Annotated in this window: 20 protein-coding genes; 6 read left to right on the top strand and 14 right to left on the bottom strand. The window is 40.5% G+C overall.

The features are described from left to right. Nucleotides 1-4 precede the first annotated feature (4 nt). The 7 genes from nrdE to QR42_RS08335 all read right to left on the bottom strand — a co-directional run bounded on the left by nrdE (nt 5) and on the right by QR42_RS08335 (nt 5172). A complete protein-coding gene (nrdE, locus tag QR42_RS08365; protein ID WP_034281935.1) occupies nt 5-2107 on the bottom strand; it encodes a class 1b ribonucleoside-diphosphate reductase subunit alpha in 2103 nt (700 codons plus the stop codon). Next, entirely contained in the window at nt 2067-2459 is a 393-nt protein-coding gene (gene nrdI, locus QR42_RS08360; protein WP_008360380.1) for a class Ib ribonucleoside-diphosphate reductase assembly flavoprotein NrdI, read from the bottom strand. Before nrdI ends, nrdE begins: the two co-directional genes overlap by 41 nt. A gap of 265 nt (nt 2460-2724) precedes the next feature. Further along, nucleotides 2725-2937 carry a hypothetical protein gene (locus tag QR42_RS08355; protein WP_039178783.1) on the bottom strand — a complete coding sequence of 71 codons (213 nt, stop codon included), beginning with the start codon at nt 2935-2937 and terminating at the stop codon, nt 2725-2727. Nucleotides 2938-3016: 79 nt separating this feature from the next. Then, nucleotides 3017-3337 carry a YmzC family protein gene (locus tag QR42_RS08350; protein WP_039178780.1) on the bottom strand — a complete coding sequence of 107 codons (321 nt, stop codon included), beginning with the start codon at nt 3335-3337 and terminating at the stop codon, nt 3017-3019. A 159-nt stretch (nt 3338-3496) separates the two neighbouring features. Next, nucleotides 3497-3718, bottom strand: a complete 222-nt coding sequence (gene hfq, locus QR42_RS08345) for an RNA chaperone Hfq (protein ID WP_024424088.1) — start codon at nt 3716-3718, stop codon at nt 3497-3499. Nucleotides 3719-3743: 25 nt separating this feature from the next. After that, a complete protein-coding gene (gene miaA, locus QR42_RS08340; RefSeq protein WP_039183114.1) occupies nt 3744-4700 on the bottom strand; it encodes a tRNA (adenosine(37)-N6)-dimethylallyltransferase MiaA in 957 nt (318 codons plus the stop codon). 70 nt (nt 4701-4770) lie between these two features. Then, nucleotides 4771-5172, bottom strand: coding sequence for a YmaF family protein (locus tag QR42_RS08335; protein ID WP_039178775.1), 402 nt, complete (start codon nt 5170-5172; stop codon nt 4771-4773). A gap of 104 nt (nt 5173-5276) precedes the next feature. On the opposite strand from QR42_RS08335, the gene QR42_RS08330 reads away from it, so the two are divergent. From QR42_RS08330 to erbB, 3 genes are all read left to right on the top strand, one after another. Further along, nucleotides 5277-5549, top strand: coding sequence for a hypothetical protein (locus QR42_RS08330; RefSeq protein WP_039178773.1), 273 nt, complete (start codon nt 5277-5279; stop codon nt 5547-5549). A 309-nt stretch (nt 5550-5858) separates the two neighbouring features. After that, the gene (gene erbA / locus QR42_RS08325; RefSeq protein WP_039178769.1) at nt 5859-6176 is read left to right on the top strand and encodes an SMR family multidrug efflux transporter EbrA; all 318 of its coding nucleotides are present in this window, start codon (nt 5859-5861) and stop codon (nt 6174-6176) included. A gap of 15 nt (nt 6177-6191) precedes the next feature. Beyond that, on the top strand, nt 6192-6560 hold the full coding sequence (gene erbB / locus QR42_RS08320; protein ID WP_039178767.1) for an SMR family multidrug efflux transporter EbrB: 369 nt from the start codon (nt 6192-6194) through the stop codon (nt 6558-6560). Between the two features lie 46 nt (nt 6561-6606). Here the strand turns inward: erbB and QR42_RS08315 are convergent, their stop codons facing one another. Both QR42_RS08315 and QR42_RS08310 read right to left on the bottom strand, forming a co-directional pair. After that, complete coding sequence (locus tag QR42_RS08315) at nt 6607-7056, bottom strand: OsmC family protein (RefSeq protein ID WP_039178763.1); 450 nt, start codon at nt 7054-7056, stop codon at nt 6607-6609. 76 nt (nt 7057-7132) lie between these two features. Next, entirely contained in the window at nt 7133-7867 is a 735-nt protein-coding gene (locus QR42_RS08310; protein ID WP_039178760.1) for a poly-gamma-glutamate hydrolase family protein, read from the bottom strand. Nucleotides 7868-8451: 584 nt separating this feature from the next. On the opposite strand from QR42_RS08310, the gene QR42_RS08305 reads away from it, so the two are divergent. Continuing rightward, nucleotides 8452-9777: a S8 family peptidase gene (locus QR42_RS08305; RefSeq protein WP_039178758.1), complete on the top strand. Its 1326-nt coding sequence runs from the start codon at nt 8452-8454 to the stop codon at nt 9775-9777. Between the two features lie 91 nt (nt 9778-9868). Here QR42_RS08305 and QR42_RS08300 read toward each other — a convergent pair whose 3' ends face one another. The 3 genes from QR42_RS08300 to QR42_RS08290 form a co-directional block, all read right to left on the bottom strand. Further along, nucleotides 9869-11017 (bottom strand): Rap family tetratricopeptide repeat protein, encoded by a 1149-nt coding sequence (locus QR42_RS08300; RefSeq protein ID WP_039178755.1) that lies wholly within the window; start codon nt 11015-11017, stop codon nt 9869-9871. A gap of 162 nt (nt 11018-11179) precedes the next feature. Continuing rightward, entirely contained in the window at nt 11180-11929 is a 750-nt protein-coding gene (locus QR42_RS08295) for a poly-gamma-glutamate hydrolase family protein (protein WP_039178752.1), read from the bottom strand. A gap of 309 nt (nt 11930-12238) precedes the next feature. Further along, nucleotides 12239-12712: a CarD family transcriptional regulator gene (locus QR42_RS08290; protein ID WP_039178750.1), complete on the bottom strand. Its 474-nt coding sequence runs from the start codon at nt 12710-12712 to the stop codon at nt 12239-12241. Nucleotides 12713-13281: 569 nt separating this feature from the next. On the opposite strand from QR42_RS08290, the gene QR42_RS08280 reads away from it, so the two are divergent. After that, nucleotides 13282-13686, top strand: coding sequence for a hypothetical protein (locus tag QR42_RS08280; protein WP_039178745.1), 405 nt, complete (start codon nt 13282-13284; stop codon nt 13684-13686). A 123-nt stretch (nt 13687-13809) separates the two neighbouring features. Further along, entirely contained in the window at nt 13810-14337 is a 528-nt protein-coding gene (bslA, locus tag QR42_RS08275; RefSeq protein WP_039178741.1) for a biofilm surface layer hydrophobin BslA, read from the top strand. Nucleotides 14338-14569: 232 nt separating this feature from the next. On the opposite strand, the gene mutL is transcribed toward bslA, so the two are convergent. After that, complete coding sequence (mutL, locus tag QR42_RS08270; RefSeq protein WP_039178738.1) at nt 14570-16471, bottom strand: DNA mismatch repair endonuclease MutL; 1902 nt, start codon at nt 16469-16471, stop codon at nt 14570-14572. 21 nt (nt 16472-16492) lie between these two features. Next, complete coding sequence (gene mutS / locus QR42_RS08265; protein ID WP_039178735.1) at nt 16493-19069, bottom strand: DNA mismatch repair protein MutS; 2577 nt, start codon at nt 19067-19069, stop codon at nt 16493-16495. Between the last annotated feature and the right edge of the window lie 62 nt (nt 19070-19131).

Genomic DNA, 19131 nt, shown 5'->3' with positions numbered 1-19131 from the left:
TTAATCAAACAACACAAGAAAGACAGCCTTCCTGCCCTGTATCCTTCGTTCTTGCATAATAAAGTGTCTTAATGCCTTTATGGTGTGCATAAAGATCGATGCGGTTTAAATCACGCGTTGTCATCGTATCTTTTAGGAATAGTGTAAAGCTGATTCCTTGATCGACGTGCTGCTGAATCGTTGCGATCATATCGACCACTTTAAACATGTCCATATCGTACGCTTCTTTATAGAAGAACCAGTTTTGCGCTGAAAGACCCGGCATTGGGTAATAGGTTTTGCTGTTACCGTATGTTCTTTCTTCGATACGTTCCATAATTGGCATCACAGAGGCTGTTGCCGATTGAACATAAGAAATGGAACCTGTTGGTGCAATACATAAACGATAGCTGTGATACATGCCATTTTCCGCTACAAATTCTTTGAGTGCTGCCCAGTCTTCTTTTGTTGGAATGTGCATGCCTTCAAATAGTGCTGCTGCTTTTTCTGTTTTTGGTGTGAAATCATTTTCCACGTATTTATTGAAGTACTCACCAGTTGCATAGCCAGAGCCTTCATAACGATGGAATGTTTCTCCTTTTTCTTTCGCAAGCTCACTTGAGCGTTTAATTGAATAATAGTTCACCATCATAAAGAACGTATTTGCGAAATCTCTTGCTTCTTCACTTTCATAGGCAATTTGGTTTTGAGCTAAATACCCATGAAGGTTCATCGCACCAAGTCCAATTGACTTCATCGCTTTGTTCGCTTTTCGAACAGCCGGTGCATTGCGAATGTCTGTTGTTTCAGACACAAGCGTTAGTGAGTCTGTTGCAAGCTTAACCGTTTTTTCGATCGATTTGTTTTTCATGACATTCATGATATTTAATGAACCAAGGTTACAAGAAATATCAAGACCGATTTCATCTTCTTGATCATAGTCCGTGTAAGAAGAAACCTCTGACGCCTGAAGCACTTCTGAGCAAAGGTTTGAGAATTTCACTCGTGAAATATGGTTCAAAGCATGCTCTCTGTTTACATTATCTTGGAACATGATATATGGATAGCCTGATTCTGAGCGTAGAACAGCCAATTTTTCAAGAAGCTTTCTCGGATTGACTTTTTCTTTTTTAACTTTCGGGTTTTCTACAAGCTCGTCATACATTTCTTCCATGTCCATCTCATCAAGATGCTGTCCATATTCTTTATAGACTGTGTGCGGATAGAAAGTGTAAGCTGTTTTATCTTCTCTAGCAAGCTCGATAAATTTATCCGGGATGACGACTCCAATGGACAGAGTCTTCACGCGAACATCTTCATCTGCAGAGATTTTTTTCGTATCTAAGAAATCATTGATATCTCTGTGGAAAATATTCAGGTAGGCACTGCCTGATCCTTGTCTTTGCCCCATTTGATCTGCATATCTGAATGCATTATCAAGAAGCTTCATCACGCCGACGACACCTTTTGTCGCATTTTCTACATCTTTGATTGCTTCGCCTTTTGCACGAAGTTTTGACAGGTTCAAACTGACGCCGCCGCCTAGTTTTGACAGCTGCATGGAAATATCAATCGCTCTTGAAATATCGTTTAGTGAGTCATTCACTTCAAGCAAGAAGCAGCTCACAAGCTCACCGCGTCTTTTACGTCCAGCGTTCAAGAAGGTTGGTGTACTTGGCTGGTACTCTTGATTGATCATCAATTCTACAAACTCAAGTGCTTTTTCTTTATCCCCACCCGCAAAGAAAAGTGCTACAACTGAAATGCGGTCTTCATAGCGTTCAAGGATTTTCTTTTTATCATTTGTTTTCAGTGCATAGTCATTGTAAAACTTAAATGCACTCATAAATGATGGGAATCTAAATTTTTTGGCATATGCAGCTTCAAAAACTTCTTTAATATCTGCCATGCTGTATTGTCTTAAAAATTCTTCCTCATAGTAGTCGTTTTCTATTAAGTAATCAATCTTCTCTTCTAGATTGTGAAAAAAGACCGTGTTTTGATTAATGTAATCTACGAAATAACTATGTACAGCTTCTTTGTCCTTATCGAACTGAAACTTTCCTTCTTTTTGAATCATAATTTCGTTATTTAATTGTATCCACTTTGGAACCTGATTTTGTGACAATTCTTTCTACCTCCTGTGTAAACAATTCAACATCCCTTTTTGTTCCGCTTAGTTCAAAGGTGTGCAAAATAGGAACTTGATATTGTTTAGAAATCGTATCGGCGCTTTTTGCAAAATTATCTCCCCACACTTTGTTGCCACTCACCGCAACACCTAGTAAAAGGTGAGCATTTTTTTCTAAAAAAGACTGAGTGGTACTAGGGACTTGTCCAAATCCTGTCGTAAAGGTGACGAGAATAAACGGCGTATCCAAAAACTCTTCTCCAGTCAATTTTCGTTTGTCTGTAAAAGGGGTCTTGTCCAAAAAGCGTTGAACATTTCCTGTTTTTGAATCAAATACGATTTGAATCAATTCCATCACGACCTAGTTTTTAGTATTGTTGATCATTTCGCTATTCACTATATATAGTATACTATGTTTTTTCAAAACACAACATATAGATGTTCAAAACGAAAAAAATCAACCAACCCGGCCGAACCTTCATAGCCGAACTCGTACGTTCAAATAAATAGAGCAGAACAGGATCTAAAAATAGACTGCTCTACTCCCTATTCAACTGAAACCGAAATCTATCATAACACGAAAAAAAATCGCTTAGTAGACTAGACTTTTTGTTTTATTTTTTGTAGGCATCGCACTGTAAATCTTCTGACACTTCTGTAATTTCCACTTCAACACCTAATTCTTTTAGCACCGCTTCAAGCGCAGAGGCGATTGAAGCTTCTCTCACTAATTCTTTCCCATTTACAGAAACACTTGTTCCATATTCGAAACAGGAATCGTCTTCACAAGTTTGTTCCCAATGATTAATTTTAATTTTATGTGTCATGAACTCATCCTTTTCTGTCTAGATGTCTGATGCATGATTATAGTGTAGCGGCTTCACATTCATTTGTAAATTTACGTGCTTACTCTTCATCATCAAGGCCATCATCATATTCTTCTTCATCCCATTCATCTATGTATTTCGTTGTAACGAGCGTCAGTTCTCCTTCTTTTTCATCAAATCGGTACACATGTACTTGATCATCTTTCACAACAGCAAAGTGATTATTTTTTAGTGCAGCAGATGATGGTAAAACGCCATCTGCATTTTCATGAGAATGGTTATTCCAACTTTCTTGTCTCGTTTCAATGTTTGAGATAGCGCACGATCCAAACAAGACTACAATTCCAATCAAAAGGAGGATTACTCTAATCCTTCTTAATTCAAGCTCTGCATTTTCCATATGAATCCCCTCACCCTTCTAATATCCAATAAGGAATTATACGGAAAATCGGCAGAAAAGTTTCATTGCATACAAAATAGCCCCTCTGCACTGACAAAAAACGTAGCGGGTTCGGCCGGTTTATTCGCAGAGGCATGGGGCTATTCAATACAACCTATACTATTCTAATTCCAGATTTACATTCTTTTGAGGTGCAAATGTAGAAATGGCGTGTTTATAAATAAGCTGCTGCTTTCCTTCTGTTTCAAGCAGCACCGTGAAATTGTCAAATCCTTTCACTTGACCGCGAAGCTGAAAGCCATTCAGTAAGAATACTGTGACAAATGTATTGTCTTTGCGGATCTGATTCAAAAACTGCTCCTGAATATTAATCGGTTTCATGTTTCGTCCTCCTTGATTCTGATAACTACAGTTTCGCTTTAAGTCCAAGCTTTCCTGCTATATATGCGAAAATTTCCTCTTTTTTGTCTGAAAAGTGGCAAGGCGGTGTCATATCAAACCAAGTGACCGCCATTTTATTACGGAACCACGTGAACTGACGCTTCGCATATCTACGGGAATTTTGCTTTAATTGCTGGATGGCTTCATCAAGTGAGCAGTCACCTTGAAAATAGGTATACAGCTCTTTATAACCAATGGCTTGAACAGACTGACAATCCTTCAAGCCTGATTGATAAAGTGCTCTCACTTCTTCAATTAAGCCCTCATCTATCATCATATCAATTCTTTGATGAATGCGCTCGTACAAAAGCTCTCGATCCATTTTCAGCCCAATGAAGGCTGTATCATAAAGAGGAACTTCTTGATGCCCGTTTTGCATTTCCGACATTTTCTGACCTGTTGTATGGATCACTTCCAGCGCCCGAATCACGCGGCGGACGTTATTCGGATGAATAGCATTTGCCGCATCAGGATCTACTGCCTTTAGCTTTTCGTGCAGCAAAATCGCGCCGTGCTGCTGTTCAAACAGCGCCATTTCTTCTCTAAAAACAGGATCACTTTTCTCATCCGTAAATGTGTAATCATATAAAACAGATTGGATATAGAGGCCTGTTCCGCCGACAATCATTGGCGTTTTCCCTCTAGCGGCAATCTCTTTGATTTTCGAGCGAACCAGCTGCTGAAATTCAGCTGTCGAAAAAGATTCGTCCGGCTGTTTAATATCAATTAAATGGTGCGGGATGCCATTCATTTCTTCGGGAGTGATTTTAGCTGTTCCGATATCCATCCCTTTATAAATCTGCATAGAATCCCCGCTGATAATCTCTCCATTAAATGCTTTGGCTATATCAATGCTCAATTTGGTTTTGCCGACAGCCGTCGGCCCTACTAATACGATTACTGGCTGCTTCGCTTTATTCATAACATCACTCTCTTTTACAAAACTGCCTACAGTATAGCATAACTTTTCTTTCTCTCCTATATCCTGGCCATCACCAGCCAAGCGGTTCATTTCCGACCACTTCATATGTTTTTCCTTTTAAACGATGCTTATGTGTTGGCTGATTCTCATCTGGACTATAGACGACACCTCCATATGGGATGGGAACAGAATCGAGGTAGGCAGGATAGGTGACTTCCTCAATCTCGTGATAATGTGTTCCATCCACTCTAGGAATTGCAGGACCTGTGATACCGTAATACCTGTGGAAATGCCCTCTTTCAAAGGAGGTGATCCCGCGATAAAAATGAGTATGCCGGTCAGTACTGCTTCCATTCACAGGCTGAGAAATACCTTCTATTAAATGATAATGCCCCTCTGTTACATCCGTACGTGCTTTATACGCATGAGCATGCGGCGGACACTTTGCCCAATCAGATGGATACAGGCCCATTTCTAACATTCCTCCTTATATTAGGCGTTCACCCAAACATATGTAGGCAACTGGAATACACTGATGTCAGTTACAGTGATTTTATGAGAAAGGAGCCTTTTATTATGAATTATTTTGACGCACCTCCGTTTATTCAAGAAGACATGAGAAGACCTTTTGGTTTCGGATTTGGACGTCCTGGTTTTGGGTTTGGGAGACCCGGATTTGGATTTGGACGCCCTGGTTTTGGGTTTGGGAGACCTGGATTCTTTGGACCTCCATTTTTAGGTGGTTTTGCTGGAGGCTTGCTTGCTGGATCTCTTCTTGCGCCAGGATATGGTTATGGATACCCTTACCCGCCTCCTTACCCGCCGTACGGACCATACCCTTGGTATTAAATATGACGTTTAAGTGAAAACATCCGTTCATAAAATGAATCGATTGACACACTCTTTTTTCATGGGTTAACATTTACTTTACCGACTGTTCAGTAAAGTAGGTGTTTTTTTTATGTCTAAAACCAAAAAAGAGCAAATTTTTGATGCAGCTGCCAGCACGATTTTAAAAGAAGGGTTAAGCTAGCTCACCCTTCATCAGATGGCAGAGCATGCTGGTTTTCAGAAATATTTCAGCTTGAACCGCTGAAAAGAGAGGATAAAAACCCTTTTACTTCATCGGATTTTACACCTATTAGAGGAGGGATGATGATGATCCTCGGATATCTTTTTTTGGCAGTGGCCATTTTTTCTGAAGCCATTGGCGCCGCGATGTTAAAATTATCTAATGGTTTTACACGCTGGAAGCCAAGCGCTGTCGTTGTGGCTGGCTATTCACTTGCTTTTTATATGCTGTCATTGACACTGAACATTATTCCGCTTAGCATGTCTTATGCAACATGGTCTGGGGTTGGTACGGTCCTCACGGCTATTTTTGGCGTGCTCTTTTTCAAAGAAACCTTGAACCAAAAAGCAGTCATTGGGATGGCGATGCTTGTCTCAGGGGTCGTACTATTAAATATGTCATAAAGGATGTGAGAGAGCATGAAAGGAATGCTCTACTTAACAGGAGCCATTTTAACGGAGGTTTTTGGCAGTACAATGCTGAAGCTTTCTCAAGGCTTTTCGCAGCTGCTGCCGAGTATCGGGGTACTGATCGGATTTGGATGCGCCTTTACTTTCCTCAGTTTAGCACTTAAAACCATTGAGCTCTCATCTGCCTATGCAACATGGTCTGGTGTTGGAACAGCTCTCACTGCTCTTGTAGGACTTGTCCTGTTTAACGAAACAATCAGCACGAAAGGCTTCATTGGCCTTGCACTTGTTATCTGCGGCGTGATTGTCTTAAATCAGTCCAAGAAGCAAAAGAACGAAACCGAAGCACAACTCGATCAAACCGAATGGACGTCATAAAAAAAGTCATTTTCTCCATATTTCAAGAGAAAATGACTTTTTTGTTTTAACGACCGGCTTGAATAGTTTCTTCTAAGGAAATGTTCACATTACCCTGAACAGCTCTTGAAATCATACATGAGCTTTCGGCTTTATGCGCAAGCTTTCGGGCCAGCTCAATATCTTGTGCGGAAGCGGTCTCTTTGAGGATGATGACAGGTCGATGAATGATTTCCTCATAAGTAAACACACCATTTGTCACATCTACGACAGCTTCAGAGCTCATCGATAGATCCTCTTTCTCTAATTGACTCCGCTCCATCATGGCTGCAAGTGTAATGATATAACACGTAGCCGCTGCACCTAAGAGCATCTCATCTGGATTGGTTCCAATACCTGGACCGTCCATTTCCTTTGGAATCGAAATCTTTGTTTTTAATTGTTCACATGCGATTGTACCCACATCGTTACGCAGACCAGGCCAGCTTGCCTGAAGATGAAAATGATGACGCGTCATATCCGTCTCTCCTTTTGTTATCACTGTTCATAGTGTAACAAGAATTCCCCTGCTTGTCTTAACATGTGCACGGCCCTTATGTATATTCTTCATCAAGCACTGTGCGAATTGCCCTGACATAACGATAGAACGTCTCGTTTTTTGTACTCGACCGCCTCCGAAAGTCGAAACTGTCAAATAAAGCTTCACGCTGACTTCTGCTAATCTCAAGCTGCACACTTTGCCCTGTTTTAGTAAGATTATTAATATTATGATTGCTTGTCCCGCTCAGGGTTGCGTGTGCGACAGCTAGTTCAGCAGAAAACCCGTTCCGCTCTAATGAGCTCACAATTTTCTCTGCACGGTCGTAATCTGTTCCGCCGACGAGAGTATGGTCAATTCCTTCCTCGCCTTTGTATCCATGCACTGCTAACACGTAATCATGTGCTTTTGCCTGCGCGACGCCGATTGGCTCATCAAAGTTTGTACTTGTAATATGAAGTTCTGATGCATTCTCTCTTAGACCTTCAAATAAATACGTCGAAAAATCGTTGTCAAAAAAATGGACAATCTCGCTCACGCCGCCTTCAATCCTCCCGCCATGAGGTGACATCACAAGAAGGCGGCTGCCGGGCACTGGGTTGGCTGTAATGTTGTAGCTGCTTGTTGATTCGTTTTCTTCCAGTTCTTTAAAATTTCGATAAATATCATTTGAACCGCTTTCGTCTTCCCCACCTGATGACACTGGCTCATCATGTTCCTGTGCTTGCATGGTATAATAAACGCCCCATCCGATCGCAAGCAGGAGAAGCAAAGCAAAAAACTTCTTCATTCCCGTTCTCCTTTAACAGATTTCTAAGCCGTTTCTATGATTTATATTGAATCATCATTTCTTATCATTTTTTCCACATTTTCTCTTCACGTTTGATCATAACACTCTAGATCATGAGATTCCTCAAAAATAAGATAATTGCATTTATATACACAGAAACGCCTCTCCTCTTTGAAAACAGAGTTAGAATAGTATGACAAAGAAATGACGTTATGTTTAATATGACCTAGTCCTATCCAGTCTGTTTTCTTTAATTCGGCTTTTTTTGATAAGGATTTGATTTTTTCCATCTGTCACGCATCACATTTATATGAGCATTGACCCTGTCTACACCCCTCCTTTTTCTGCAAAATCCTTTGATTCGCTGGTTCTCTTAGAAGAACTCTCCCACCTATCATCGGCAGATTCTACATGATTTCCACCTTTTTCTATTATTTTACAAAATGTAAGCGCTTTTCTTTTTTGAAAGGCATAAGCAAGCCGCCAATATAAAGAAAAGAAGGGACAAGAATCCGAACCAAGCAGTTCTCAATCACATAACGTAAGAGTGTACGAGAATGGATAGCTGGAATGGAGGGCATCACATGTTTGGATTTTCTATGGTGCAAATGGTCAGAACACATGCTAGTAAACTAGATCAGCCTTTAAGAGAAACCGTTCTTCACCTTTATAAACCTTTTAAATGGACGCCATGCTTTCTTCATCGTTTTTTCGAAGGCAGGCTGAAGAAGAAAAAGAAGCTTCGTGTGATCATTGAATTTAAGGAAGGTGCAGCCGAGACAGGAATTCAAAGCACGAAACAATTAATGAAAAAAAGCAGAAAAACAAATATAAAACGACATTTTTCACATATCGACTGCTGCGCTGCTGATTTAACCCCTGCTGCTTTAGAGGAGCTATTAGCAAACGGTGAGCATATTCGTAAAATTTATTTAGACCGGAAAGTTCATGCGCTGCTGGACGTAGCCACACAAGCAAGTCATGCTGAAGAAGTCATCCGAAACGGGACAACTTTAACCGGTGAAGGCATTACGGTCGCTGTCATTGACACGGGAATTTATCCGCATGAAGATTTAGATGGAAGAATTCGTGATTTTGTGGATTTAGTCAAACAAAAAACAAAGCCTTATGATGATAATGGCCACGGTACACACTGCGCGGGAGATGTCGCGGGAGATGGATCCGCCTCAGACGGCTTATACAAAGGACCTGCCCCAAAAGCAAATCTGATTGGTGTGAAAGTGTTAAATAAACAGGGGGCTGGATCACTTTCTACTATTATAGAAGGTGTTGAATGGTGCATGCAGTTCAACGAAGACCACCCTGATGATCCGATTCATATTATTAGCATGTCGCTAGGCGGAGCTGCGCAGCGTTATGATGACGAACAGGACGATCCAATGGTGCGTGCTGTCAACGCGGCTTGGGATCAAGGGATTGTTGTATGCGTCGCTGCCGGGAACTCTGGTCCTAACAGCCAGACGATTGCAAGCCCTGCTGTCAGTCAAAAAGTCATTACGGTCGGAGCCTATGATGACAGGAATACACCAGAATCAAGTGACGATATCGTGGCACCATTTTCAAGCAGAGGGCCTACTGTTTACGGGGAAGCAAAGCCTGATATCCTCGCACCAGGAGTAAACATCGTTTCTCTCAGATCACCAAGATCCTTTCTGGATAAACTCGACAAATCAAGCAGAGTAGACGATGATTATACAACGTTATCTGGCACATCGATGGCAACACCGATTTGTGCTGGTATTTGCGCTCTACTATTAGAGCATTCACCAGATTTAACGCCAGATGAAGTCAAAACCCTGTTAAAAGAAAATACAAGCAAGTGGTCTGGGGATGATCCGATGATTTATGGAGCAGGTGCAATTGACGCAGAAAAAGCAATCAAAGAATAAAGAAAAAAAGCCCTTTACGTTTATGCGTAAAGGGTGTTGTTTGTCTCATTTTTAAGTGTGAAGTCTTTCATCTACTTGAGCAGCTGACATGTTATGCTTCGTTCTCATACATCTCATCTCCTTTTTGAATGTGCGTACGCGCTTCGATCACAATCTCAAAAAAAGTGGAGGATTCCTTGTACATGTCGCGTTCCTTATAATAATTAGCCGCATCAAGTGCTAATTCCTCTAAATCAGCAAACATTTTTTTATTTCTTAGACCAAAAAGGGCCGACCTCAATTGCTCACAGCCGTCTTTCTCTAAATAGAGCGCCTGTAGAAATTGAAATTTTAACTGATAAATTTCATCTTCCAATACACAAGCCTCTTTCATTCCTGTAGAGATGGCCTCGCCCGCCCGCTGAATATCTCCGAGTTTAAAACAAGTAAGGGCAAGTGAAAACAACGATTTGATCATCGTGGATGCTTGATCTTTCTGATAAAGTGAAATGGCTTGTTCAAAAAAGACAGTCGCTGTATGGTACGTTCCCATACTATAATGACAAGTGCCTAAGTTATTAAGAGCCATTGCTTTAAAGTAAGATGTACATTCTTTTTGTTCCATCGCTTCACAGACTTTTAACGCTTTTTCTAAATAAGGAAGCGCTTTTTGATACTGATTGACATCAATCCAATTACCTGCCATGACAAAATCACATTGAATGCTTCTTTTTCCATAAAGCTGATGTTTCTTATAGATGTCTCTCGCCTTTTTAGCATAGTGCATGGAGAAATAAGTTTGTTTCATATGATAGTATACTTCTGCGATTTTATAGTAGAATTCTGCTTTTTCGATCTCATCTGTCACTAAAATCAGTTGATGTTCCGCATGCTTGTAATATGAAATGGCCTCGATATACCGGCGCTGGATAAACGCATACATTCCATGAAAAAAATGAAAATAATAGCCTAGTAAGCCTGTCATCTCATCTTCTGCATCGTCAATTTCTTTAGGAAAGGACACTGCTTGAAGCGTTTCACTCCCTGCATGGACGGGCGCTAAGTGCTGAAGCATCATTTGATGGCGAAAATCCATTAGGGAATAATATAGGAGTAAATCTTGATCCTCTTCCATATCATGAATTTCTTCTTCAACAAGGCGCTTCATGCCGTTTGCCTGTTCAACTTCAAATTTGCAAATATGCGTGTACCATTGATTGATCTTTACACCTACTTCGGAAGATGGTATTTTGTGTGCCATCCACTTCAGCCCCATTCTATCATATCAAACTGATAACTATTATTTTACATAATTTATGTTTTTAAGGCAAATTGTAAGTTATTACATATTTTATGCTCAAATCGCATATTCCTATCTTTTTTACCAAGTTTAAATAGAGTACTTTTGCCCATCAAAACTTTTTTACGAAGACGGGTCGAATTCTCTTAATACTTCTTTTAACGCATTGATATAACGTCTGAATGCTTTTTTCTTTCCTTTTCTCGTATCAAAATTGTCAAAAAAAGCTTCTCTTTGCGCTGTACTAATTTCTAGTTGAACACTCTCACCACTTGCATTTTGATTATTTATATTTTTAGGATCTGTACCAGAAAGCCGTTCGCCTTTTTGTACCATTTCTGCGGAAAATCCTCGATCTCTTAGTTCTCGCACAACCGCTCTTTGCATTTTTTCATTTGTGCCGCCAACGAGCGTGTGTCTTTTATCACTTTTATAGCCGTGGATGGAAATTGAAAAAGGATACGTTTTAATCATTTGAACCAAAACGGGTTCATCAAAATTAGTACTCGTGATATGCAGGTCCCGGTTATTGTCTTGCTTTGTACCTTCGAACAAATATGTAGAATAGCTTTCTTGAAAGGCTTCTACAATTTCACTTGTTCCTGGTTCAATCTCACCTCCATGAGGAGAAAATACGAGTAAATCACTTCCGCCCTTTTCGTGAAATTCTATCTCGTACCCTTCTTTTTCATGTCGTATGAGCTGTTTAAAGCTTTCGTATTGATCACCTTGTTTTCGCTCTTTTTGATACTTTTCTACCTCTTGATAATGCTTCTTTTGCTCTTTTTTTTCTTGAACAGAATGGGTGCATTTCACCATTAAAAGAGTACACAGAATAAGAAAGATGAATCCACATATTAGTAACCTTTTCATTTCACCGCTCCTTTTTTCTCTTAGGTGTCATCTTACCGCAATATTTTACTATCAATGGCTTAAAAAATTCAAAGGTTGTCCGGCTCATTTGAATGAATCAGGAAAACTTACCTGTTTTTAATGTCATCTAGGTATATCAGAGGTCTTTGAATTTTTGTTGTCCGCGTAAAAACTAAATCGTATGACCTCTTTTCAATATTAGTTAAAACCACCTACAAAAATGCCAATATTACTCTTTTTTTCAAAACAAAAAAGCTGTAAACAAAGGAGTCTCCTCTTCTGTTTACAGCTAGTCTCTGTATATCATCATTACATTCTTAATTCATTCTCTAAAGCTGTCATCACTTCATCTTGCGACAGTCCCTGTGCAAGTGAAATCTCACTCACTAACATGCCTCTTGCATCTTCAAGCATCTTCTTTTCACTTGAATTTAATGCTTTCTTCTGATTTCGTCTCATCAGATCTTTAACAACGTCTGCACCATCTTCGATCGCACCTGTTTTTAGCTTTTTCAGATTTTCATCATATCTTTGCTTCCAAGTAAGCGTGTCGTCGTTTGTTTCTTCTGCAAAATTGTTCATCACAACTTTCAGCGTTGCTTGATCTGCTACCGGACGTATACCTAGTTGATTGATTCTGCCTTTTGGGACCATCATCTGCATATTCGGCATTTGAATCAGAAAATATTCCTGCGTCTTACCTAAAATCTCTTTTTCTTCCATTCCTTCAATCACACCGGCTCCATGCATTGGATAAACAATTTTATCACCTATTTGAAACAAATCCGCCACCTCCGAAAGTATTCACAATATCATTATAACACATTTCATCAGAGGATAAAAATTTATATTTTATCATGTTAATTTAGCACTAGTCAATTCTTTTTATTTGAGTTTTTTCAGAAAAAGCCTTTTTTATAAAAGAAGTGAGAGCATCCAGTCCTCATGACTCTTTCTTGCATATACTAGCATTGAGTCACATTTAGGAGGGATGACAATGTGCAAATGCAAGTGCAAACATTCCCACTCAAACTGTCATAAAAAGCATGACGATCATCACCATGAGGATCCATGTAAAGAAAAAAAGTATTGTCATAAAAAAGATAAATGGTTTGAGAGCGATTTTTGGGATACCTCTCGAAGCTACGATCCCTGTTATTTTCCTAAAAGTGTCTGCAGCAGATGTAAAAAGCGTCGTAGAAGAAGACATCGCTACGAAATTTAAGGCTTGACGCTTTACCTGCTTTTCCTTTTCCCGGCTGAAAAGCCGGTTTTTTCTTTCATATGGATAGGCTCATCAAGTAAATCTGTCTCATAGGATATGGCAACCTGACATAAAGGATGAGATATACATGAACGATATGAACAGCCAAATGAATCATTATCACCAAGAAAATCCCTATCACACATTTGAAAATGTGTATACAGCCAATCATGAGCATATGATCGCACCAAACATGCATGATCATATGAATATGCCAAACCATTATCATAGCGGCAAAAAAGATATGTATAATGCGCACCATCCACATCATCATTCACCCTATTCAACGTTTCCCAATCAGCATGATAACTTTTCAAAGCATGTTCCAATGAAGGATCACCATCATCTAGGCCATTATGGTGGATACGGGATGATGCCGCACCATCCATACGGTTATCAAGATATGCATATGATGATGCCAACAAACCAACAAATGCCTGGCCATTTTTACGGAATGAATCAACCAAATGCGCTATTCCCCCGCTATTACTAAAGAATGACAAAATAAGGGTATAATATCCCATTTAATACCATATGGTAATATGGTAACATTATAGGTAAATAATGGGTGTAATCATCTATTATTTACCTATATTCAACAAGGGGGAAGGAAAAAATGAAAAAAACATGGACGATTCTTATGCTGGGGATGCTCACATTGGTTATGGCGCTGTCAATACCACTTTCTGCATCTGCTGAAGGAGCCGAAAGCAAAGCATCAACCAATGTAAAGCCAGCTGCGCTTTACGCTAAAATTACAGGAGCTAGTAAGCAGGAATGGTCTTATTCTGACATTGAGCTGACGTACAGCCCAAATTCAGTTCTAAGTCTTGGTGCGGTTGAGTTCACTCTGCCAAAGGGTTTCCAAGCAACAACTAAAGACATTATGAACGGTAAAGCATTAAAAGACAGCTACATTTTGAACAACGGACAAACCGTTCGTATTCCGCTCAGACTGGATTTACTTGGAATTTCCAAATATACATTAAAGCTTTCACATAAAGTACTTCCTGCTGCAGGTACATATACGTTCCGCGCAGAAAATCGAGCAATCAGCATTGGTTCCAAATTTTATGCAGAAGATACGATTGATATTAATACACGACCAGTTGTGGTCACACCGCCAGATCCTTGCGGATGCTAAAGAAAAAAGCGCTCTGTTAAGAGCGCTTCAGATTGTTGACAAAGGGCTAAAATGATCTTAATTTTAGCCCTTTGTCTTTTTTTCAGCGTGATAGAAAACCTTTGCAGTCTAGGAAGGACGAGCATCGGAGCGGAGCGAATTTGACATTCGTGAGCACCGAAGCGCAGACCTGACAACGAATGCGAGGGTTTGTCTACACGCTGAGCGCTCTGTTAAGAGCGCTTTTTTTATATCACATCACCCGTTTAAACATTTTCTCCATTTCATAAGTGGAGTGATGAATAATGATCGGCCGGCCGTGCGGACAGGTGAATGGATCCTTCGTTGTCCGGAGTTCATCTAATAAGGCTTTGATTTCATCATGACGCAAATGACGATTTGCTTTGATTGAGCCTTTGCAGCTCATCATAATCGCCGCTTCTTCTCTCAGTTTCTTGATGTCAACACGTTTTTCATTAAGCACTTGCTCTATAATCTCTTCGATCAGTTCAGCCTCTTCACCTTTCGGAAACCACTGCGGATGCGAACGAACGATGTAGCTTCCTGAACCAAAGGGCTCTAAGAAGACACCCACTTTCGCTAGAATATCCTTATGCTCTTCAATGATCAGCATATCGTTTTTAGAGTAGTGAAATGTTAAGGGGACGAGCATTTCTTGCACTTCCTGTTCGATCTCTCCCACCTTCTCACGATAATACTCATACTTGATTCTCTCTTGAGCTGCATGCTGGTCAATGATATAAAGTCCTCGTTCATTTTGAGCCAAAATATATGTGCCGTGCATTTGCCCAATTGGATACATCACAGGGACGCGTTCGTTTTCAGGCATCGTCTCTGTCACATCTTCATATAGTACCGTCTCTTCATCTTCAAATGAAGCGGCGGATTCCTCTAAATGAATACGCTCAGATGATACTTCTTCATAAGATACTGGTGATGATGCTTCTCTCTTCTCTTGTTTAGGCATCCCATATGCATCGGTATAACTTGTCTCGTATATGACCGACTCGTGCGGCTCCGGCTGATAGGTTAGCGGTGTTTCCGGTTGGCTTTGGTTTCCTTGTTTCGCATCAAAGGTTAAGGATTGCTGCTCATTTTTCACAGCTGGTATTGGTGCTTTTTTTGGTACTGAGGCACTTGGAATGAGCTGCTGCTTTTGAAATACTTCCTTAATTCCTTGTTTAATCAGCTCATGAAGTTCCTGTTCTTTACTTAGTCTCACTTCAAGCTTCGAAGGATGAACGTTCACATCCACTAAAATCGGATCCATCTTCATCTCAATAAATGTAATTGGATGACGGCCAATTGGAAGCAGCGTGTGATATCCTTCATGGATCGCTTTCACGAGCGGAAAATGTTTGACATATCGGCCGTTTACAACAGAAGACATATAATTCCGTGATGCCCTCGTCACTTCAGGTAACGAAATATATCCTTTCACTTCAAAATCAAGTGATTGTACGTGGAGCGGCAGCATTTTTTTCGCCACGGCTGTTCCGTAAATGGCCGCAAGTACATGACGCACATCTCCATTTCCATTCGTTTGGAGGAGAACTTTCCCTTGATGACGCAAACGGATCGATACTTCGGGATGTGCTAGCGCAATTCGGTTGACCACATCCGATATATTACCAAGCTCCGTATGAACGGTTTTCATATATTTCAGGCGAGCTGGCGTATTGTAAAATAAATTGGTGACCACAATCTCAGTGCCGCGGCGGCCAGAGGTTTTTTTCTCTGAAATAATCTTCCCGCCTTGCAAAGCTAAGTGTGTCCCAGCTCCTTCGCCAGTACTTGTTTTCATTTCTAAATGAGAGACAGATGCAATACTTGGCAGTGCCTCTCCCCTGAATCCAAGGGTTCTGACACGGAACAGATCATTTTCGTCTTTGATTTTGCTCGTTGCATGACGCTGGAAGGCGAGCTTACAATCTTCAGCATCGATTCCAACCCCATTATCAATAATCCTTATAGAAGAAAGACCTGCTTCTTCTACATCGATTTCAATCACTGTACTTTTTGCATCGATCGCATTTTCCACAAGCTCCTTTACAACAGAAGCTGGGCGCTCGACCACTTCACCTGCAGCAATTTTATTGGATAGGTCATCGGATAACTGAATAATCTTTGCCATTTCTGCTCACCTCACCTTACATTATAATTTCTTTTGTAATTCATACAGCTTTGTCATAGCTTCAAGCGGCGTCATATCCATTAGGTTGTATGATTTTAATTCATCGATGACCGCTTGATCTTTCTGTTTTAGGACAGCTTTTGGCTGCGGTTTCTCCTCTACTTCAAAGAAGGATAGCTGCTGTTTTTCTTCAGTCTTTTCTACTTTTGGTGCTACAGATACGTTTGGGGTCACGTCATGTGATCCGCTCTCAAGCTCCGTTAAAATGGTCTGGGCTCTATTGATGATGGCATCAGGTAATTCAGCTAGCTGCGCTACATGAATACCATAGCTTTTATCAGCTGCACCTTCTTTGATTTGATGTAAGAAAACGACTGTGCCTTCATGCTCTTCAGCGCGCACATGAACATTTTTCAGCTCGCTTAATTGAGATTCAAGAACCGTAAGCTCATGGTAATGTGTAGAAAATAGGGTTTTGGCCCCAATATGATCATGAACAAATTCAATGATCGCCTGCGCAAGCGCCATTCCATCATAGGTGCTTGTCCCACGTCCAATTTCATCGAATAGAATCAAGCTGTTTTTCGTTGCGTGCACCATCGCATTTTTTGCTTCGAGCATCTCTACCATAAAAGTACTTTGACCAGAAATCAAATCATCTGCTGCACCAATACGGGTAAAGATTTGATCGAAGATTGGTAGCGTCGCCTTTGACGCAGGTACAAAGCAGCCAATCTGTGCAAGAATCGAGATGAGAGCCATTTGTCTCATATACGTACTTTTCCCTGACATATTCGGTCCAGTGATGAGTAAGGTTTGTCTTCCTTTTCCCATATGGCAGTCATTCGGTACATATTCCTGGTGATCCAGCACTTTTTCAACGACAGGGTGACGGCCATCCTTGACATCCACGTCATCCTCTGAGAATTCCGGACGGATATAACGGCGCTTTTCACTAACAGTCGCAAAGCATTGAAGCGCATCAAGCTCACTCATTTGTTTTGCGAGCAGCTGTAATCTAGGAATATAGCCTTTTACTTGCTCCCTAAGAGCTGTAAATAGTTCATATTCCAATTCGTTAATATTTGATTCTGCTTCAAGAATCAGTGCTTCTTTTTCTTTTAATTCAGGTGTGATATACCGCTCTGCATTGGCAAGCGTTTGTTTTCTTTCATAACGCCCTTCCTCCAGCAGATGTGTATTCGCACGTGTCACTTCGATATAATAACCAAACACTTTATTAAACCCGACTTTTAATGAGCGAATGCCGGTATATTCTCTTTCCTGCTGTTCGAGACGTGCAATCCAGTCCTTTCCGTTTCGGCTGGCATCACGGTATTCATCTAATTTTGCATTGTAGCCATCTTTAATCAAATTGCCTTCTTTTATCGTCATCGGCGGATTTTCATAAAGTGCATCTTCTAATAAATCAAGCAGGTCGCCGCAAGGATCAATCTCATTCGCTCTTGATTTTGCCATTTCCTCTGGTAATGATTGAACGAGTTGTTTAATATCCGGTACTTGTTTTAAAGATTCCTTGAGTTGAATGAGGTCACGGGCATTCACGTTGCCAAATGCCACGCGGCCCGCTAGACGCTCAAGATCATATACTTGCTTTAATCGTTCGCGCAGATCCTCGCGCTCAAAGAAATGATCCATCAGAATTTGCACCATTTCCTGGCGCTCGTTGATTTGCGAAAGACGAATGAGCGGCCGGTCGATCCATTGCTTGAGCAGTCTGCCGCCCATCGCTGTTTTTGTTTCATCTAACAGCCATAATAAAGAGCCTTTTTTGCTTTTTGAACGAATCGTTTCTGTTAATTCAAGGTTTCGTTTTGAGTAAAGATCAATTTTCATCGTTTGTTCAAGCTCAAACACTTGAACTTTCTGAAGGTGATCCAAGCTTCTTTTTTGCGTTCTTCTTAAGTAGGCATATAGTGTTAAAAATGCCGTTTTTAACTTGTCGTCAAGATGGGAAACGAGCTGTTCAGCTTCCTCTAATAGTTCATCACTATCTTCGTATGAAATAGTTGCTTGGCAGCGTTCTTTAAGGGTTTTGATTGTTTCCTCATCCAGCTGCTTTGACACCACAATTTCTTTTGCACCAACAGAATAAATTTCTGATACGACTTCATCTAATCGATCGATGAAAGCCGCCATGTTTTCACCTGTTGATAAATCAGACAGCGCAAGACCGTATCCATTTTGAAAGCTGGTAACAGACGCAATGAAGTTGTTCTCGTTTTCACTTAAACCTTTACCATCCATGACCGTACCTGGTGTAATCAGTTGAACGACTTCCCTTTTGACTACACCTTTTGCCGTTTTAGGGTCTTCCACCTGCTCACAAATGGCGACCTTGTAGCCTTTTGAAATCAACTGTTCTATGTATGCAGAAGCAGAATGATATGGAACGCCGCACATTGGAATTGTGCCGCCGTCTCTGCTTGTTAGCGTAATTTCTAGTTCTTGCGCCGCTTCTTTCGCATCATCAAAAAACATCTCATAAAAATCGCCTAAGCGAAAAAATAAAAAGGCATCTTGATAATCTGCCTTGATCTTTAAATATTGCTGTATCATGGGCGTATAACTTGCCATATTTCTAATCCCTCACTATATTACTTTCGAATTCATACCATCTTCAATTATAGCATAAAAAA

This window comes from Bacillus sp. WP8 (assembly GCF_000800825.1).
GTDB classification, from domain to species: domain Bacteria; phylum Bacillota; class Bacilli; order Bacillales; family Bacillaceae; genus Bacillus; species Bacillus safensis.
The sequence above is the reverse complement of the archived record's forward strand: the minus strand, read 5'-3'. Positions and strand labels throughout refer to the sequence as shown.

What these genes read in the sequence shown, in the direction of transcription:
- QR42_RS08310 (WP_039178760.1), bottom strand. Translation starts at nt 7,867, where the DNA reads ATGAAGAAGTTTTTTGCTTTGCTTCTCCTGCTTGCGATCGGATGGGGC.
- erbA (WP_039178769.1), top strand. Translation starts at nt 5,859, where the DNA reads ATGATCCTCGGATATCTTTTTTTGGCAGTGGCCATTTTTTCTGAAGCC.
- bslA (WP_039178741.1), top strand. Translation starts at nt 13,810, where the DNA reads ATGAAAAAAACATGGACGATTCTTATGCTGGGGATGCTCACATTGGTT.
- miaA (WP_039183114.1), bottom strand. Translation starts at nt 4,700, where the DNA reads ATGAATAAAGCGAAGCAGCCAGTAATCGTATTAGTAGGGCCGACGGCT.
- QR42_RS08350 (WP_039178780.1), bottom strand. Translation starts at nt 3,337, where the DNA reads ATGGAAAATGCAGAGCTTGAATTAAGAAGGATTAGAGTAATCCTCCTT.
- QR42_RS08315 (WP_039178763.1), bottom strand. Translation starts at nt 7,056, where the DNA reads ATGACGCGTCATCATTTTCATCTTCAGGCAAGCTGGCCTGGTCTGCGT.
- QR42_RS08295 (WP_039178752.1), bottom strand. Translation starts at nt 11,929, where the DNA reads ATGAAAAGGTTACTAATATGTGGATTCATCTTTCTTATTCTGTGTACT.
- QR42_RS08305 (WP_039178758.1), top strand. Translation starts at nt 8,452, where the DNA reads ATGTTTGGATTTTCTATGGTGCAAATGGTCAGAACACATGCTAGTAAA.
- mutS (WP_039178735.1), bottom strand. Translation starts at nt 19,069, where the DNA reads ATGGCAAGTTATACGCCCATGATACAGCAATATTTAAAGATCAAGGCA.
- QR42_RS08330 (WP_039178773.1), top strand. Translation starts at nt 5,277, where the DNA reads ATGAATTATTTTGACGCACCTCCGTTTATTCAAGAAGACATGAGAAGA.
- QR42_RS08355 (WP_039178783.1), bottom strand. Translation starts at nt 2,937, where the DNA reads ATGACACATAAAATTAAAATTAATCATTGGGAACAAACTTGTGAAGAC.
- QR42_RS08300 (WP_039178755.1), bottom strand. Translation starts at nt 11,017, where the DNA reads ATGGCACACAAAATACCATCTTCCGAAGTAGGTGTAAAGATCAATCAA.
- QR42_RS08280 (WP_039178745.1), top strand. Translation starts at nt 13,282, where the DNA reads ATGAACGATATGAACAGCCAAATGAATCATTATCACCAAGAAAATCCC.
- mutL (WP_039178738.1), bottom strand. Translation starts at nt 16,471, where the DNA reads ATGGCAAAGATTATTCAGTTATCCGATGACCTATCCAATAAAATTGCT.
- QR42_RS08335 (WP_039178775.1), bottom strand. Translation starts at nt 5,172, where the DNA reads ATGGGCCTGTATCCATCTGATTGGGCAAAGTGTCCGCCGCATGCTCAT.
- hfq (WP_024424088.1), bottom strand. Translation starts at nt 3,718, where the DNA reads ATGAAACCGATTAATATTCAGGAGCAGTTTTTGAATCAGATCCGCAAA.
- erbB (WP_039178767.1), top strand. Translation starts at nt 6,192, where the DNA reads ATGAAAGGAATGCTCTACTTAACAGGAGCCATTTTAACGGAGGTTTTT.